Annotated in this window: 15 protein-coding genes; 7 read left to right on the forward strand and 8 right to left on the reverse strand. The window is 66.6% G+C overall.

Translation table 11 applies throughout. The annotated features are described in order from the left end of the window. Positions 1-66: 66 nt before the first annotated feature. From ACN0SE_RS06620 to ACN0SE_RS06635, 4 genes are read left to right on the forward strand one after another with little or no spacing between them, the layout of a single operon-like run. On the forward strand, positions 67-1,890 hold the full coding sequence (locus ACN0SE_RS06620; RefSeq protein WP_417523717.1) for a DUF294 nucleotidyltransferase-like domain-containing protein: 1,824 nt from the start codon (positions 67-69) through the stop codon (positions 1,888-1,890). A 6-nt stretch (positions 1,891-1,896) separates the two neighbouring features. Continuing rightward, the gene (locus ACN0SE_RS06625; RefSeq protein ID WP_417523718.1) at positions 1,897-2,409 is read left to right on the forward strand and encodes a hypothetical protein; all 513 of its coding nucleotides are present in this window, start codon (positions 1,897-1,899) and stop codon (positions 2,407-2,409) included. A gap of 20 nt (positions 2,410-2,429) precedes the next feature. After that, entirely contained in the window at positions 2,430-2,825 is a 396-nt protein-coding gene (locus tag ACN0SE_RS06630) for a response regulator transcription factor (RefSeq protein ID WP_417523719.1), read from the forward strand. Then, complete coding sequence (locus ACN0SE_RS06635) at positions 2,825-4,882, forward strand: exonuclease domain-containing protein (protein WP_417523720.1); 2,058 nt, start codon at positions 2,825-2,827, stop codon at positions 4,880-4,882. Before ACN0SE_RS06630 ends, ACN0SE_RS06635 begins: the two co-directional genes overlap by 1 nt. A gap of 216 nt (positions 4,883-5,098) precedes the next feature. Here ACN0SE_RS06635 and ACN0SE_RS06640 read toward each other — a convergent pair whose 3' ends face one another. The 8 genes from ACN0SE_RS06640 to ACN0SE_RS06675 form a co-directional block, all read right to left on the reverse strand. After that, positions 5,099-7,285 (reverse strand): 3-hydroxyacyl-CoA dehydrogenase NAD-binding domain-containing protein, encoded by a 2,187-nt coding sequence (locus ACN0SE_RS06640; RefSeq protein ID WP_417523721.1) that lies wholly within the window; start codon positions 7,283-7,285, stop codon positions 5,099-5,101. A 15-nt stretch (positions 7,286-7,300) separates the two neighbouring features. Next, complete coding sequence (locus tag ACN0SE_RS06645) at positions 7,301-7,876, reverse strand: hypothetical protein (protein WP_417523722.1); 576 nt, start codon at positions 7,874-7,876, stop codon at positions 7,301-7,303. 98 nt (positions 7,877-7,974) lie between these two features. Then, positions 7,975-9,186: an acetyl-CoA C-acetyltransferase gene (locus ACN0SE_RS06650; protein ID WP_417523723.1), complete on the reverse strand. Its 1,212-nt coding sequence runs from the start codon at positions 9,184-9,186 to the stop codon at positions 7,975-7,977. Between the two features lie 10 nt (positions 9,187-9,196). Continuing rightward, positions 9,197-9,838, reverse strand: coding sequence for a glutathione S-transferase family protein (locus ACN0SE_RS06655; protein ID WP_417523724.1), 642 nt, complete (start codon positions 9,836-9,838; stop codon positions 9,197-9,199). Positions 9,839-10,154: 316 nt separating this feature from the next. Continuing rightward, on the reverse strand, positions 10,155-10,367 hold the full coding sequence (locus tag ACN0SE_RS06660; RefSeq protein ID WP_417523725.1) for a hypothetical protein: 213 nt from the start codon (positions 10,365-10,367) through the stop codon (positions 10,155-10,157). 53 nt (positions 10,368-10,420) lie between these two features. Beyond that, on the reverse strand, positions 10,421-12,196 hold the full coding sequence (locus ACN0SE_RS06665) for an acyl-CoA dehydrogenase C-terminal domain-containing protein (RefSeq protein WP_417523726.1): 1,776 nt from the start codon (positions 12,194-12,196) through the stop codon (positions 10,421-10,423). 30 nt (positions 12,197-12,226) lie between these two features. Further along, entirely contained in the window at positions 12,227-12,628 is a 402-nt protein-coding gene (locus tag ACN0SE_RS06670; protein WP_417523727.1) for a MerR family transcriptional regulator, read from the reverse strand. Positions 12,629-12,780: 152 nt separating this feature from the next. After that, positions 12,781-13,188 carry a MerR family transcriptional regulator gene (locus ACN0SE_RS06675; protein WP_417523728.1) on the reverse strand — a complete coding sequence of 136 codons (408 nt, stop codon included), beginning with the start codon at positions 13,186-13,188 and terminating at the stop codon, positions 12,781-12,783. Positions 13,189-13,375: 187 nt separating this feature from the next. Here ACN0SE_RS06675 and ACN0SE_RS06680 point away from each other — a divergent pair, with 187 nt between their 5' ends. Genes ACN0SE_RS06680 through ACN0SE_RS06690 form a run of 3 tightly spaced genes read left to right on the forward strand, consistent with a single transcriptional unit; the run spans position 13,376 to position 15,652 of the window. Then, positions 13,376-13,798, forward strand: a complete 423-nt coding sequence (locus ACN0SE_RS06680) for a PaaI family thioesterase (protein WP_417523729.1) — start codon at positions 13,376-13,378, stop codon at positions 13,796-13,798. 14 nt (positions 13,799-13,812) lie between these two features. Continuing rightward, entirely contained in the window at positions 13,813-14,319 is a 507-nt protein-coding gene (locus tag ACN0SE_RS06685) for a PaaI family thioesterase (protein WP_417523730.1), read from the forward strand. Positions 14,320-14,368: 49 nt separating this feature from the next. Continuing rightward, positions 14,369-15,652: an MATE family efflux transporter gene (locus ACN0SE_RS06690; RefSeq protein WP_417523897.1), complete on the forward strand. Its 1,284-nt coding sequence runs from the start codon at positions 14,369-14,371 to the stop codon at positions 15,650-15,652. Positions 15,653-15,921: the final 269 nt, after the last annotated feature.

Below are 15,921 nucleotides of genomic sequence, written 5' to 3' on the forward strand. Positions count from 1 at the left end.
ATCCAGAGCAAGGCAGGGCCGCCGGAATTGCCCCATGCCGGACAGACAGAACAACCAGAGGCGCACATGGCCCCCGACCTGACCAGCACGCTGGCCTTCCTGCAATCGGTACACCCCTATGACGCCATGGCGCCCGAGCGTCTGGCGCGGGTGGCCGAGCGGGTCACTCCGGTGACCTTTGCCCCCGGCGCGCCGATCTATGCGCTGGGCGAGGCGCTGGCCGGGCTCTACCTGATCGTCTCGGGCGCGGTGACGATCTCGGACGCCAATGGCGTCCAGGTCTCGGCGCTGGGTCCGCGGAATTCCTTTGGCGAGCGCGGCCTTCTGCGCGACCGCCACGCCGTCACCTCGGCCAATGCCAAGAGCGCGGTCGAGGCGCTGATCCTGCCGGTGGCGCTCTTCGAAGAGCTCTTGCGCGAGGACCGCGCCTTTGCCCGCTACTTCGACCGCGCCCGGCCGCGCCGCGCCGCTGCGCTGGACCTGGCCGAGATGCGGGTGGGCGACCTGATGGCGGCCGATCCGCTGACCTGCCCGCCGACGACCACCGTGCAGGAGGCCGCCGCCATGCTGCGCGCCGCCAAGGTCAGCTCGATCGGCGTGGTCGAGAGCGGCCGGCTGCGCGGCATCCTGACGACCCGCGATTTCACCACCCGCGTGCTGGCCGAGGGCCTGCCGGGATCGACCCCGGTGAGCCAGGTGATGACCCCCGATCCGGCGGTGCTGAGCGTCAACGATCTGGGGTCCGACGTGCTGCACCTGATGCTCGAGCGCAAGATCGGCCATGTGCCGGTGACCGAGGGCGGCACCTTTCGCGGCATCATCACCCAGACCGACCTGACCCGGCAACAGGCCATCGGCTCGGCCGTGGTGGTCAGCGACATCGCCTTTGCCGACAGCGTCGAGGACCTTGGCGGCTTTACCCGGCTGATCCCGCAGGTGCTGGCGCAGCTGGTGGCCACCGGCAAGCCGCATGACGTGGTGACGCGGCTGATCACCGATATCGCCGACGCCGTGACCCGCCGCCTGCTCAAGATGGCCGAGGCGCAGCTGGGCCCGCCGCCGGTGCCCTACCTCTGGCTGGCCTGCGGCTCGCAGGGGCGGCGCGAACAGACCGGCGTCAGCGATCAGGACAATTGCCTCTTCCTGCACGACAGTGCGACGCCGGCGCATGACACCTATTTCGCGGCGCTGGCCAATTTCGTCTGCGACGGGCTCGATGCCTGCGGCTACTACTATTGCCCGGGCGACATGATGGCCTCGAACCCGCGCTGGCGGCAGCCGGTGGCGCGCTGGCGCAGCTATTTCGAAGGCTGGATCGCCACCCCCGACCCGATGGCGCAGATGCTGGCCTCGGTGATGTTCGACCTGCGGCCCATCGCCGGCGATCATGGCCTCTTCGCCGACCTGCAGCGCCACACGCTGGAGCTGGCGGCCGGCAATTCGATCTTTGTCAGCCACATGGTGGCCAATTCGCTGAAACATGTGCCGCCGCTCAGCCTGCTGCGCGGCTTTGCCACCATCCGCTCTGGCGAGCACAAGGACACCATCGATCTCAAGCACAATGGCGTGGTGCCGGTGGTCGACCTGGCGCGGGTCTATGCCCTGCGCGGCAGGCTTGCCCCGGCCAACACCCGCGCGCGGCTGCTGGCGGCCAAGGAGGCCGAGGTGATCTCGGCCACCGGCGCGCGCGACCTGATCGATGCCTATGACCTGATTGCGCAGACCCGGCTTGAACATCAGGCGCACCAGATCAAACATGGCAGCGCGCCCGACAACTTCATGGCCCCCTCGAGCCTGTCGGATTTCGAACGCGGCCACCTGCGCGATGCCTTTGTCGTCGTGCGCACCATGCAATCCGCCATCGGCCACGGCCGCGGCACCCTGGGATGACACCACATGTTCTATGAACTTCTTGCCACGATGTTCGCCGGGTTCGCCGGCGGCGGCCTGCTCTACCTCCTCAGCCGGATGACCAAGGGGCGCATTCCGCGATCCTGGACGGTGGGCGCGGCGGCGGTGGCGATGATCGGCTTTTCGGTCTGGAACGAATACAACTGGTTCCCCCGCAGCCAGGCGCAACTGCCCGAGGGCGTCGTGGTGGTGGCCGCAAGCGAGAGCCGCGACTGGTACCGGCCCTGGACCTATGCGCTGCCGGTGGTGCCGCGCTTTGCCGCGCTCGACACCAATTCGATCCAGCGCAACCAAGAGGTGCCGCAGCAGCGCATCGCCGATCTCTACCTGATGGAGCGCTGGCGCAGCGCCGTGGGCGTCAAGATCGCCGTCGATTGCGCCCGCCCGGCGCAGGCTCGGCTCGACCAGGTGAGCTATGCCGACAGCGGCGCCATGGTCAGCGACCGCTGGGAGGACATGAGCGCCGAGGACCCGCTGATCCAGGCGGCCTGCAGCTAGCGCAAAAGGGGGAGGGGGAGATGACAGAGGCAAGCGAGGGCGCGCGCATCCTGCTGGTGGAGGACGAGCAGAACATCGCATTGGCGCTGAAGTTCCTGATCGAGAAGATGGGCCACAAGGTGACCCATATCGACGACGGCCACCGCGCACTGAGCGAGGTGGTGGGCCTGGCCCCCGATCTGGTGCTGCTCGACGTGACTTTGCCGGGCGCTTCCGGCTACGAGGTCTGCCAGCACATCCGCGCCAGCCGGGCGCTCGATGCCACAAGGGTGCTGATCCTGACCGCGCGGGGCGCCGATATCGAGCGGCGCAAGGCGCTGGCGCTGGGGGCCGACGGCTTCATGTCGAAACCTTTCGAGATGTCGGAACTGCAGGCCCAGGTCTCGGCGCTGCTGGCCAGCCCGCGGGAGGCGTGATGCCCGACCTCGCCCGGATGAGCCTGCGGTTGCGGGTGTTTCTGTTCTTTGCCCTGCTGGCGCTGGCCAGCCTCGGGCTGATCGCCGGCGGGCTCTGGCTGGGCTATGCCCGCGCCACGCCGCGCCCCGATCCGGCGGGCTACGTGCTGGGCGGGGCCGCGGCGGGCTTTGCCGTACTGGGGCTGGTCACCTGGATCTGGCGGCTGTTCGACGAGAACCTGGCCCGGCCGATGCAGGCGCTGGCGGCGCAGATGCGGGTGCTGGCCCATGCCGAGGAGGCGCAGCTGCCGGCGCCGGAGACCGCGCGTCACCTGGGCGACCTGGCCCCCGCCGCCCAGGCCATCGCCGAGCGGCTCTCGGCCACCCGCAGCGATCTCGCCCTGGCCATCGAGCGCGAAACCACGCGGCTGGCCGAGGAAAAGGCGCGCCTGGCGGCGCTGCTGGCGGATGTGAACGCCGGCATCCTGCTCTGTTCGGCCGAGCACACCGTCGTCTTCTACAACACCGTGGCCCGCGATCTGCTGCAGGACAGCAATGCGCCGCGGCTCGACCAGCCGGTGACCGCCTGCCTGCGCGAGGGCCCGTTGCTTGACGCCTACGAACGGCTCAGCCAGGTCGGCGCGAGGCGGCGGGAGACGCAGTTCCTTGCCGCCACGCCGGATGGTCGGGCGATGTTCACCGCCACCATGCGGCTGGTCGACCATGGCGCGGCGCGCACAGGCGGCTATGCGCTGACCCTGCGCGACGTCACCGCCGACATCCGCCTGCATGCCGAGCGCGAGACGCTGTTGTCAGAGATGATCGAGGACATGCGCCGCAAGGCGGCCAACCTCGACACCCTGAGCCGGTTGCGCAGCGCCGGCGGCGACCCGGTGGAACAGGCCTTCCAGCAGGAGACCCGCGATCTGGCGCAGGCGGTCGACACCTTCGGCACGCGCTACAACGAGATCACCGAGGGCTGGTGGCCGCGCGCCGAGATCGCCGCGCGCGACCTGATGGACAGCCTGAGGGCGCGGCTGCGCGGCGACGGGGTGCGCTTCGGCGCCGAACATGTGCCGCTGGCGGTGCTCTGCGACGGGTTCATGATCGTCAGCCTCGCGGCGCATCTGGCCGGCAGGTTGGCGGCGCGCTCTGGTGACGAAGTGGCCGTGGCGCTGGGCACCGGGGCCGGGCCGGACGAGGCGCTCTTGACGCTGGAGACGTCCGGCGCGCCGGTGCCGCTTTCAGAGCTGGAGGCCTGGCTGGCCGATCCGCTCGATGCCGCGCAGCCGGAACTGACCGGCCGGCTGGTGCTGGCGCGACACGCCAGCGATGTCTGGCCCGAGCCCGCAGGCACGGGCCGGGCGCGGCTCTGCCTGCCGCTGCCCCGGGTCGAGGAGACCGGCGATCCCTTGCTGCGCGGCGCGGTCTACGATTTCTCGCTCTTCGAGAAATCCCGTGTGGCACCGCTGGCCGACACGGCGCTGGGCGATCTGACCTATGTGGTCTTCGACACCGAGACCACCGGGCTTCTGCCCAGCCACGGCGACGAGATCGTGCAGATCGCGGCGCTGCGCGTGGTGGGCGGGCGGCTTCTGACCGAGGAACAGCTCGACACCCTGGTCGATCCCGGCCGGCCGATCCCCGAGAGCTCGACCAAGGTGCATGGCATCACCGGCGAAATGGTCGAGGGCGCCCCCGATATCGCCGTGGCCGGCCGCAGGCTGCATGATTTTTCCAAGGGCGCGGTGCTGGTGGCGCATAACGCGCCCTTCGACATCGCGTTCTTTCACAAGCACGCCGACGATATCGGCCGCGACTTTGACAACCCGGTGCTGGACACCGTGCTGCTGTCGGCGGTGCTCTTCGGCATTACCGAGGATCACACGCTCGACGCGCTCTGCGCCCGTCTCGGCGTCACCATCCCCGAGGCCGACCGTCATACCGCCATGGGCGATACCCTGGCCACGGCGCGGGTTTTCGTGAAGATGCTGGAGATGCTGACGGCGCAGGGCTTTGACAGCTTCGGCCAGGTGCATGCCGAGATGAAGAAGCAGATGCGGCTGTATCGGCGGTGATCCGGCGGGGCGCTGATGCGCGCAGGTTGGTTTGCGTTCACGCCACGCAGGCGCTGGGGGCTCTGCCCCCAGACCCCCGAGGGTATTTTCGAACAGAAGAAGTGCTGGGGTGGTGAGACGCTGGCGGCGGTGAGCGCAGTGGTCGCCCGGGATGGGGAGCAACAGGGGCGGGCCTTGTGAGGTCCGCCCCGTGGTGTGGGCATCGCAGATGGCGGGTCAGGCGGCCCTGGCTTCGAGGGCGAAGCGTTTGTAGAAGCTCTGGGTCTTGTCGGCCATCTCGCGCAGCAGGTCGGGGCAGGCAAAGCGGGCGCCATGGGCGGCAGCCAGCTGGTCGCAGCGTTCGGCGGCGTACGGCGTGCCGATCATGTCGAGCCAGCTGAACGGACCGCCGGACCAGGGCGCGAAGCCCCAGCCGAGGATGGCGCCGACGTCGCCTTCGCGGATGTCCTCGAGCACGCCTTCCTCGAGCGCGCGCACCGCTTCAAGCACCTGGGCAAAGAGCAGGCGGTGCTGGACCTCGATCAGGTCGGGCTGGTCCTCGGCCTGCGGGTATTGCGCCTTGACCGCGTCCGACAGGCCCTGCCGCTTGCCGGCGTTGTCATAGTCGTAGAAGCCCTTGCCGGCCTTGCGGCCGAGACGGCCCTCACCCTCCATCCAGAAGATGATCTCGTCGACATCACCGTCGGGATAGCTATCACCCATCGCCGCCTTGGTGGCACGGGCGATCTTGGCGCCGAGGTCGATCGAGGTCTCGTCCACCAATTGCAGCGGGCCGAGCGGCATGCCGACCATCTTGGCGGCATTCTCGACCAGTGCCGGCGAGACGCCTTCCTTCACCATGCGCATGCCCTCGTTGATGTAGGGGATGATGCAACGGTTGGCGTAGAAGAAGCGGGCGTCGTTGACCACGATGGGGGTCTTGCGGATCTGGCGGACGTAATCCAGCGCCTTGGCGACGGCGCGATCGCCAGTCTCGCGGCCCTTGATGATCTCGACCAGCATCATCTTCTCGACCGGCGAGAAGAAGTGGATGCCGATGAACTGTTCCGGCCGCTTGCTGGCCTTGGCCAACTGGCTGATCGGCAGGGTCGAGGTGTTCGAGGCAAAGATGCAGTCCTCGCCGATGACGGCTTCGACTTGGGCCGTGACCTCGGCCTTGATCTTGGGGTCCTCGAAGACCGCCTCGATGATCAGGTCGCAGCCTTCCAGTGCGGCATAGTCAGTTGTCGCGGTGATCAGCGACAGGGCAGCCTGTTTCTTCTCTTCGGTGGCCTTCTTGCGCTTGATGCCCTTGTCCATGTAGTCGGCGGTATAGGATTTGCCGCGGTCCGCGGCCTCCTGCTTCTGGTCGATCAGCACCACTTCGATGCCGGCCATGGCCGAGACCAGGGTGATGCCGGCGCCCATCATGCCGGCGCCGAGCACGCCCACTTTCCTGACCCGCTGGTCGGGGGCCTCTGGGCGGTTGGCGCCTTTTTCCAGCGCCTGCTTGTTGATGAAGAGCGACCGGATCATCGCCGCCGACGAGGGGTTCATCAGCACGTTGGTGAACCAGCGCGCCTCGACCTTGAGCGCGGTGTCAAAGGGCACCAGCGCGCCTTCATAGACCGCCGAGAGCAGCGCCTTGGCCGCCGGGTAGACGCCCTTGGTCTTGCCGTTGACCATGGCAGAGGCGCCGACGAAGGTCATGAATCCGGCCGGGTGATAGGGCGCGCCGCCGGGGATCTTGTAGCCTTTTTCATCCCAGGGTTTGACGAACTTCGGCTCTGACAGCACCCAGTCGCGGGCCGCGGCGACCGGATCGTCCACCACCTCGTCGATCAGGCCGGCCATCTTGGCTTTCTTGGGGTCGCTGAGCTTGCCCTCCAGCAGGAAGGGCGAGGCCGCCATGGCGCCCATCTTGCGCACCAGCCGGGTGGTGCCGCCGGCGCCGGGGAAGATGCCCACCATGATCTCGGGCAGGCCGATCTTGGCCTTGGGATTGTCGGCGGCAAAGACCCGGTGGCAGGCCAGCGGGATCTCCAGGCCGATGCCCAGCGCGGTGCCGGGCAGGGCGGCGGCGATGGGTTTGCCGCCCTTGTTCTTGTCGTCCATGCCGCCGCGCTCGATCTTGCGCAGGATGGCGTGCATCTGCATCGTGCCCTCGAAGAGCCCGCGCGCCGGATCGTCGCCGGCGCTCTCCTTCATCTTGGCAATCACGTTGAGATCCATCCCGCCGGCGAAATCCGGCTTGGCCGAGGTGATGACCACGCCCTTGACGGCATCATCGGCGAGCGCCGCGTCGATATGGCGGTCGAGCTCGGCCAGCCCTTCGAGCGACAGCACGTTCATGCTTTTCTCGGGCACGTCCCATTCGATGAGGGCGACGCCATCCTCGCCGGTGCGCATGGTAAATTCGGTCATCGGGATCTCCAGGTTTCAGGTCTGCTTGTGGTCCGGGGGCGTCGGGCGGAAACGCCGGCCTTCGATGGTGGCTTTGCCCAGGGACCAGTTGATATGCCCCAGCGAGGATCGGATTTCGCCGATCCGCCAGCCTGCATCGTCGCGACGCAGGACAAACTGGGTGTGAAAGGGATCCACGGCGAGCCCGCCGTGGCCAAGGAGCAGGGTCACCACCGTGACCTCGCACCGATCCTCCGACAGAGCCTCCAGGGCCACGACATTGCGGTCGATGTCGGTCACCCGGTGCACCTGCAGCGCCGAGACATAAAGCGCAAAGTCACGCTCCAGCGCCGCGGCGGTGGTCAGGGAATAGGGCGGGCCATCGCGACGCTCGATCCTGACCGGCAGCCGGAAGAGGCTGCGGTACAGCTCGAAGTCACCGCCGACCAGCGCCTTCGAGAGATCCCGCGACAGCCTGGCAAAGGCGGTCTCGGCACGCTCGGCACGCTGCGGCTGACAGTGCTTTGGCACGCCCGTCTGTCCGGAGTTGGGGCCAGCGGAATGTCGCGGGACATCGGCGCTGGCCGCCTGGGTCATGAGATTGTCAGGCACGGCGATCACCTCCGGCGGGGCATCAGGGCAGGACTCCAGTGTGCACTGAAATCCTTGCCGAGATGTTGCCACATTCGAGACAATGCCATGCACGTCGCTCAGACCCGCTCGATGATCGTTGCCGCGCCCATGCCGGACGCGATGCAGAGCGTGGCAAGGCCGGTGCCCTTGCCGCTGCGCTCCAGCTCGTCGAGCAGTGTGCCGATGATGATCGCGCCGGTGGCCCCCAGCGGGTGGCCCATGGCAATCGAGCCGCCGTTGACGTTGACCTTGTCATGATCGACGTCGAAGGCCTGCATGAAGCGCAGCACCACGCTTGCAAAGGCCTCGTTGACCTCGAACAGGTCGATGTCGGAAATGCTCATGCCGCTGTCTGCGAGGATTTTCTCGGTCACCGGCACCGGGCCGGTCAGCATGATCGTCGGATCGGTGCCGATCTTGGCGGTGGCGCGAATGCGGGCGCGGGGTTTCAGACCATGCGCCTCGCCGAATGCCTTGTTGCCGATCAGCACGGCGGCGGCGCCATCGACGATGCCAGAGGAGTTGCCGGCGTGGTGGATGTGGTTGATCCGCTCGAGATGCGGGTATTTCATCAGTGCCACGGCGTCAAAGCCCGGCATGGTCTCGCCCATGTCCTTGAAGGCCGGCTTGAGCCCGCCAAGGCTCTGCATGTCGGTGCCGGGGCGCATGTATTCGTCGCGGTCGAGGATCGGCAGACCATTGACGTCACGCACGGTGACGATCGACTTGTCGAACCGCTTGTCCTCCCAGGCGGTGGCAGCGCGCTTCTGGCTTTCCACGGCCAGCTGGTCGGCGTCATCGCGGGAAAAGCCGTATTCGGTGGCGATGATATCGGCCGAGATGCCCTGCGGCACGAAGTAGCTCTCCATTGCGAGGCTCGGATCGACGGCGATGGCCGCGCCATCGCTGCCCATCGGCACGCGGCCCATCATCTCGACCCCGCCGGCGATATAGGCCTGACCGGCGCCGCCGCGCACCTGGTTGGCGGCGAGGTTCACCGCCTCCATGCCCGAGGCGCAGAAGCGGTTGATCGAGAGGCCGGGAATGCGCTCGTCGAGATCCGAGGCCAGAACGGCCGACCGGGCCAGGCAGCCGCCCTGTTCGCCCACTTGCGTGACATTGCCCCAGATTACGTCCTCGACGGCATGGCCTTCGAGATTGTTGCGCTCCATGACGGCGTTCAGAATCTGCGCCGAGAGCCGCAGGCTGGTGACCTCGTGCAGGGAGCCGTCCTTGCGGCCCTTGCCGCGCGGACTGCGCAGGGCGTCGTAGATATAGGCGTCGGTCATCGTGTCCTCCTCAGGTGGCCCGGTCGGCTGGCGAGCCGGGCATCAGGTCGTAGGGGTGTTTCCACCCCGGTGTCTCGGAAATCCGGGTGAGCCAGGCGTCGATATGGGGCCAGTCGGCCCGCTCGAAGCCAAAGGGCTCGGGGTAGAAGAGATAGCCGCAGCAGCTCAGATCGGCATTGGTGACGCCGTCACCGACAATCCAGTCGCGGCCTTCGAGATGGCTGTTCAGCACGGCATAGGCGGCGTTGAGCCGGCCCTGCATGAAGCCGATCACCTGGGCCGGGCGCTTGTCCTCGGGCAGGAAGTTCATCAGGAACCGCAGCGGGCCGTTCTGGCCGGACATCTTGTGATTGTCCCAAAGCACCCAGCGCAGCACCTCGCGCCTTTCCTCCGGCGTGGTGCCGCCGAACTTGCCGGTCTTTTCGGTGACATAACTCTGGATCACCCCGGACTGGCTGAGCCGCGTATCGCCATCGACCAGCACCGGCACCTCGCCCATGGCATTTACCTGCTCGCGGTATTCCGGCGTCCGGGCCGCGCCGTTGAAGAAATCGACATAGACCGGCTCCCAGTCGAGACCGGAGAATTCCAGCGCGATGGCGGCCTTGTAGGCATTGCCGGATTCGCCGAAGCAGTAGAGTTTCATCGTCATGCAATCGTTCCTGATCTGATCGCCCCTGGCTGGCGGAGCACTGGCGAATTTTTCAAAGAGAAGAAGCAGGGGGGCGGTAACCCGCTGTTAACGTTCATGCGCGAGACTTGACCTCGCGGTACAGGCTGGCGAGCCGATGACCGCAAGAGGAGAAGCCCTGTCGCCCCGCCTGTGGTCCGTCTTCTGGCAAGGCCGGGTGACGGGGTGGACCAACCTTTCGTGTTTCTTCTCTTTCCAAATACGCCCTTCTGCGCCCGGTCCGCACCCGCGTGACATCTGACGCCGAGGCGCAAACCGGTGTCACCAGGCCTCCCCCTCATCGCTTCCGCGCATCCAGGTCCGAGTTGAAGAGCCGCAGCCTGTGGGTCAGCGCCTCGTCGTCGGTGATGCTGTCGAAATGCTCGAAGACAAAGGACAGCGCCTCGCCTTCGTCGAGACCGGCGGCATCGGCAAAGCGGCGCAGCCGGCGGTAGCCGTCTTCGGTCATCGCCGCGTTGAACCGGCGGGTGAGGCGAAAGCGTTTGGGCATCGGGCGGTCCTTGCGTCTGAGGGGTAGGGTGGGGGTTTCCCCCCACCGTATTTTCAGAAGTTCTCGGCCGCCAGTCCCATCACCGGCTCCGCGCCGCTCTCGATCCGCGCCAGGTGCGCCTTGGTCATCGGCAGCTGCCGCGCCATGTAGTAGCGCCCGGTGGCCAGCTTGGTCTCGTGGAAGGTCGGGTCCGCCGTGCCCGAGGCCAGCGCCGTCAGCGAGGCCTTGGCCATCCGCGCCCACATCAGCCCGAGGCAGACCTGGCCGAAGAGGTGCATGAAATCGTACGACCCCGCCAGCGCCGCATTGGGGTTCTTCATGCCCTGCTGCATGAAGAACATGCCGGCCGACTGCAGGTCCTTGGAGGCCGATTTCAGCGGTTCGATGAACTCGGCCATGCCCTCGACCTCGGCGTTCTCCTTGCAGAAGCTCTTGACCAGATCGAAGAAGCCCATGACGTGCTTGCCGCCGTCCTGCGCCAGCTTGCGGCCGACCAGGTCGAGCGCCTGAACGCCGTTGGCGCCTTCGTAGATCATCGCGATCCGGGCGTCGCGGGCAAACTGCGACATGCCCCATTCCTCGATGTAGCCGTGGCCGCCATAGACCTGCTGCGCCGCCACGGTGCTCTCGAAACCCTTGTCGGTCAGGAAGCCCTTGATCACCGGCGTCAGCAGCGAGATCAGCCCCTCGGCCTGCGGATCCTGGTTGCGGTGCGCCCGGTCGATCAGGTTGGCACCCCAGAGGCCGAAGGCCCGCGCGCCTTCGACAAAGCTCTTCTGGTCCAGCAGGTTGCGGCGGATGTCCGGGTGCACGATCAGCGGATCGGCCGGGCCGTCGGGGTTTTCCGCCCCGGTCACCGCGCGGCCCTGCAGCCGGTCGCGGGCATATTCCAGCGCGTTGTCATAGGCCATCGCGGCCTGGCCCAGGCCCTGCAGGCCCACGGCGATGCGCGCTTCGTTCATCATGGTGAACATCGCCCGCATGCCCTTGTGCTCGGTCCCGAGCAGCCAGCCTTTCGCCCCGTCGTAGTTCATCACGCAGGTCGAATTACCGTGGATGCCCATCTTCTCTTCGATCTTGCCGACCGAGACGGCGTTGCGGTCGCCGAGGCTGCCGTCTTCGTTCACCAGGAACTTCGGCACGATGAAGAGCGAGACACCCTTGATCCCCTCCGGCCCGCCGGGGATTTTCGCCAGAACCAGGTGGATCACGTTGTCCGACAGGTCATGATCGCCTGCCGAAATGAAGATCTTCTGCCCGGTGATCGCATAGGAGCCGTCGTCCTGCGGCTCTGCCTTGGTCCGCATGAGCCCGAGATCGGTGCCGCAATGCGGCTCGGTCAGGTTCATGGTGCCGGTCCAGTCGCAGGTCACCATCTTCGGCAGATACATTGCCTTCTGTTCATCCGTGCCATGGGCATGGATGGCGGAATAGGCACCATGGGTCAGACCGGGATACATCTGGAACGCCATGTTTGCAGCGGTCAGCATTTCGCCCACCGCGGTCTGCACCAGGTATGGCAGCCCCTGCCCACCATACTCCGGATCACAGTCAAGCGCAGTCCAGCCACCTTCCCGCAGCTGATCGAAGGCCTGTTTGAACCCCGTCGGCGTCCGCACAACGCCGTTCTCCAGAACACAGCCCTCGGTATCGCCCACCGCATTGAGCGGCGCGATCACGTCGCGGGCGATCTTGCCGGCCTCTTCCAGCACCGCGCTGGTGAAATCGGCGTCCAGCTCGTCATAGCCGGGCACATCCTGCGACGGCGCGTTCAGCACCTCGTGCAGAATGAATTGCAGATCCTTGGTAGGCGGTGAGTAGCTGGGCATCTGGGTCTCCCTGGGGGTGTAACGTGACCGCTATTCTGCGGCCTTCTTGTGGGCGGACATCGAGGCGATCATCTTTTCGCCCCACTTCAACTGGTCCTTGAGGTCCTTGATGTTGGCGTCCAGTTCGGCACGCTGCTTTTCAAGATCGTCAAGCCGCTTGCTGGCGAGCTCGTAGGTCTTGCGCAGCTGGGTCTGCTGCTGGTCGCCGATATCGTAGAGATCGAGCAGCTGGCGGATTTCCTCCAGCGAGAAGCCGAACCTCTTGCCGCGCAGGATGAGCTTGAGCCGGGCCCGGTCGCGACGCGAGAAAAGGCGTTTCTGCCCTTCGCGCTTCGGAAACAGGAGTTCCTTGGCTTCATAGAAGCGCAGGGTTCTCGGTGTGACCTCGAATTCATCGCACATCTCGCGGATTGTCATTGTCTGTTCAGTCATGGATAGCACCTGTTGATCACTGTTGACCTAGGTGCAGTTGCAAATCGCACCTTCTGCCTACAATGGGAAAATCGGGTGACGTAACTCAAACGCTACGTCAGTCTAAAGGTGACGTAAGATCACTGCGCGTCACCTTGGGTCAGCGCAACTTTCTAATCGCTTTGAGACGGGGTCGGCGCCGCGGTGGCATCCTCTCCCAGGGTCTCGGCGGTCTCTTTGCGCAGGTCTCCGAGCTCGCGCATGGCTGCGTCGAGCTGCTCTTTCTGTTCGGCCAGAGCCGCCATCTGGCGGTCGGCCATCTCGAGGAAGACGCGCATCTGCGCCTTGGTGCCCTCGTGATCGTAGATCATCAGCCACTGGCGGCATTCCTCCAGCGAAAAGCCGAAGCGCCGCCCGCGCATGATGAGTTCCATCCGCGCCAGTTCGCGCGGGCCGTAGTAACGGGAACGGCCGTCGCGCTCTGGCGAAAGCAGTTCGATATACTCGTAATAACGCAAGGTTCGAGGCGTGACGTCGAACTTCGCACACATCTCCTTGAAGCTGAGCCTTGTCTCGCTCATGCCGCATTCCCCCGGTTGTCTGCTGCCTGCCTCACTCGAAACTCCGCCCCCCAAGGCGGCTCCGTTCCGGGCCACGGGCCATCTGGCGCCAGATTAGGCACAAAGACGGGGCGGTGCAATGACCGCTCGTCGCTTGCAACCCGTGCGCCGGGCTGCGCATAAATCGATGACAGTTGGAGGACAGGCCATGGCGACCGACAAGACATCCTTTGCCCAGCAGTTCATGGGTTCGATCCCGCATTCCCGAGAGCTTGGCATGGAGATCACCGAGGTCGGCGACGGCCGGGCCGAGATCACCATGGCCTATGACACCCGCTTCATCGGCGATCCCAAGACCGGGGTGATCCACGGCGGCGCGGTCTCGGCGCTGATGGACACCTGTGGCGGGGCGGCGGTGATGAGCCACCCCAAGGTGCCCGGCGCCACCGCCACCATCGACCTGCGGATCGACTACATGCGCGCCGCCACCCCCGGCCAGACCATCACCGCGCGGGCGGAGTGCTATCACGTCACCCGTTCGGTGGCCTTTGTCCGCGCCACCGCCTTCGACGAGGATTTCGACCGCCCGGTCGCCACCGCCTCCGGCGCCTTTACCGTCGCCAAGAGCTGAACCCGAGGTCCCCCATGTCACAGAACCGCCGTGAACCCCTGCAACAGGTCAAGCACCGCCGCGACGCGGTGCTGCGCGCGCTGGCCGGGGGCATTCCCTATGCCCAGTACCTCGGCATCACCTTCGACCGGCGCGGCGACGAGCTGACGGCGGTGCTGGCCTATGACGACAAGCTGATCGGCAACCCGATGCTGCCGGCTCTGCATGGTGGGGTGACGGCGGCCTTTCTCGAGGTGACGGCGATTGTCGGCCTGTCCTGGTCCTATATCTGGGAAGACATGGAAAGCGGCGTGCTGCCGCTGGAAGAGGTCGAGGCCGGCGCCCTGCCGCGGCTGCCCAAGACCATCGATTTCACCGTCGACTACCTGCGCTCGGGCCTGCCGCGCGACAGCTATGCCCGGGCCAAGGTCACCCGGTCGGGGCGGCGTTATGCCAGCGTCCATGCCGAGGCCTGGCAGGACAACCGCGACCGGCCGCATGCCCAGGCCGCGGGGCATTTCCTGATGCCGACCCGTGGCTGAGACCGCCCCTCTGACCCACGCAAGGGTCCTGAAGATCTCGCTGCCGATCATGCTGGCGGCGGTGACGACGCCGCTGATCGGCGTGGTCGACACCGGCGTCGTCGGCCAGATCCCCGAGGCCGAGCCGATTGCCGCCGTCGGTGTCGGCGCGATCATCCTGTCGGCGGTCTACTGGATCTTCGGCTTTCTGCGCATGGGCACCACCGGGCTGACCGCCCAGGCCGCAGGGCAGGGCAACAGCGCCGAGGTGGCGGCGCTGCTCACCCGCTCTCTGATGGTGGGGCTGGCCGGCGGGGTGATGTTCATCCTGCTGCAGCCCTTGCTCTATCCGGCGGCCTTTGCCGTCTCGCCGGCCTCGCCCGAGGTCGAGGGCATGGCTCGCGACTACATGCAGATCCGCATCTGGTCGGCGCCCGCCGCCATCGCGATCTACGGCATCTCCGGCTGGCTGATCGCGCAGGAGAGGTCGCGCGCGCTGCTGGGCCTGCAGCTCTGGATGAACGGCGCCAACATGGGGCTCGACGTGCTCTTCGTGCTGGGCTTTGGCTGGGGCGTCAGCGGCGTCGCGCTGGCCAGTTTCATCGCCGAATGGAGCGGGCTGGCCATGGGTCTCTGGATGTGCCGCGCGGCGTTCCGCCACCCGTCCTGGCGTGACTGGGCAAGGGTCTTCGACCGGGTGCGGCTCAAGCGGATGGCGGCGGTCAATGCCGACATCATGATCCGCTCGGCGCTGCTGCAGGCGATCTTCGTCAGCTTCCTGCTGTTCGGCGGCCGCTTCGGTGACGAGACCCTGGCGGCCAACCAGGTGCTGCTGCAGTTCCTCTACGTGACCGGTTATGCGCTCGACGGTTTCGCCTTTGCCGCCGAGGCGCTGGTGGGCCAGGCCTTTGGCGCCGGCGCCGTCGACCGGTTGCGGCGCAGCGCGATGCTGACGACGCTCTGGGCCACGATCACCGCCTGCGTGCTGTCGCTGCTGTTCTGGCTCTTCGGGCCGGCGTTCATCGACATCCTGACCAAGGCGCCGGAGGTGCGGGTGTTGGCGCGCGACTTCCTGCCCTGGATGATCGCGGCGCCGGTGATGCAGATCGGCTTGACCATGCTCGACGGCATCTTCATCGGCGCCACCCGGTCCGCCGACATGCGCAACATGATGGTGCTGGCGGTGATCTGCTATCTCGCGGCGGTCTGGCTGCTGACGCCGCTTCTGGCCAACCACGGTCTCTGGCTGGCGCTGCACGTGTCCTTTGCCGCGCGGGGTCTGAGCCTGCTGGCGCGGTATCCGGCGCTGGAGAGGGCCGCGCGGGCGGAGGCAAAGGCGCTGGGGGTGGTGTGAGGCTTGGCGCGAGCCGCGCAGTGCCGGCGCGCTGTCGGGAATGGGAATGGCCCGACGCGCTGAAAGCCGCAAGCCAGAAAGCACAAGCCGCGCATTGCCGGCGCGCGCGGTGGCGATCCATCCGAGGGTCAAGGGCACTTTATCCCTGCCACTCCCGCATGCAGAACGAGCGAGGCGCCCAGACCAGACAAATCGCCAGCGCGTTGGGGGCGCGCCGGCGATGCGCGGCGGCCTTGCGGCCTTGATTCCGCGCTGTGGAGCCATGAAGA

This window comes from Marinovum sp. (assembly GCF_048263515.1).
Classification (GTDB): domain Bacteria; phylum Pseudomonadota; class Alphaproteobacteria; order Rhodobacterales; family Rhodobacteraceae; genus Marinovum.

Excerpts from the sequence above, each read along its gene's own strand:
- ACN0SE_RS06620 (WP_417523717.1), top strand. The coding sequence starts at position 67 with ATGGCCCCCGACCTGACCAGCACGCTGGCCTTCCTGCAATCGGTACAC.
- ACN0SE_RS06665 (WP_417523726.1), bottom strand. The coding sequence starts at position 12,196 with ATGCCCAGCTACTCACCGCCTACCAAGGATCTGCAATTCATTCTGCAC.
- ACN0SE_RS06675 (WP_417523728.1), bottom strand. The coding sequence starts at position 13,188 with ATGAGCGAGACAAGGCTCAGCTTCAAGGAGATGTGTGCGAAGTTCGAC.
- ACN0SE_RS06660 (WP_417523725.1), bottom strand. The coding sequence starts at position 10,367 with ATGCCCAAACGCTTTCGCCTCACCCGCCGGTTCAACGCGGCGATGACC.
- ACN0SE_RS06640 (WP_417523721.1), bottom strand. The coding sequence starts at position 7,285 with ATGACCGAATTTACCATGCGCACCGGCGAGGATGGCGTCGCCCTCATC.
- ACN0SE_RS06690 (WP_417523897.1), top strand. The coding sequence starts at position 14,369 with ATGCTGGCGGCGGTGACGACGCCGCTGATCGGCGTGGTCGACACCGGC.
- ACN0SE_RS06670 (WP_417523727.1), bottom strand. The coding sequence starts at position 12,628 with ATGACTGAACAGACAATGACAATCCGCGAGATGTGCGATGAATTCGAG.
- ACN0SE_RS06650 (WP_417523723.1), bottom strand. The coding sequence starts at position 9,186 with ATGACCGACGCCTATATCTACGACGCCCTGCGCAGTCCGCGCGGCAAG.
- ACN0SE_RS06655 (WP_417523724.1), bottom strand. The coding sequence starts at position 9,838 with ATGACGATGAAACTCTACTGCTTCGGCGAATCCGGCAATGCCTACAAG.
- ACN0SE_RS06630 (WP_417523719.1), top strand. The coding sequence starts at position 2,430 with ATGACAGAGGCAAGCGAGGGCGCGCGCATCCTGCTGGTGGAGGACGAG.
- ACN0SE_RS06680 (WP_417523729.1), top strand. The coding sequence starts at position 13,376 with ATGGCGACCGACAAGACATCCTTTGCCCAGCAGTTCATGGGTTCGATC.
- ACN0SE_RS06635 (WP_417523720.1), top strand. The coding sequence starts at position 2,825 with ATGCCCGACCTCGCCCGGATGAGCCTGCGGTTGCGGGTGTTTCTGTTC.
- ACN0SE_RS06685 (WP_417523730.1), top strand. The coding sequence starts at position 13,813 with ATGTCACAGAACCGCCGTGAACCCCTGCAACAGGTCAAGCACCGCCGC.
- ACN0SE_RS06625 (WP_417523718.1), top strand. The coding sequence starts at position 1,897 with ATGTTCTATGAACTTCTTGCCACGATGTTCGCCGGGTTCGCCGGCGGC.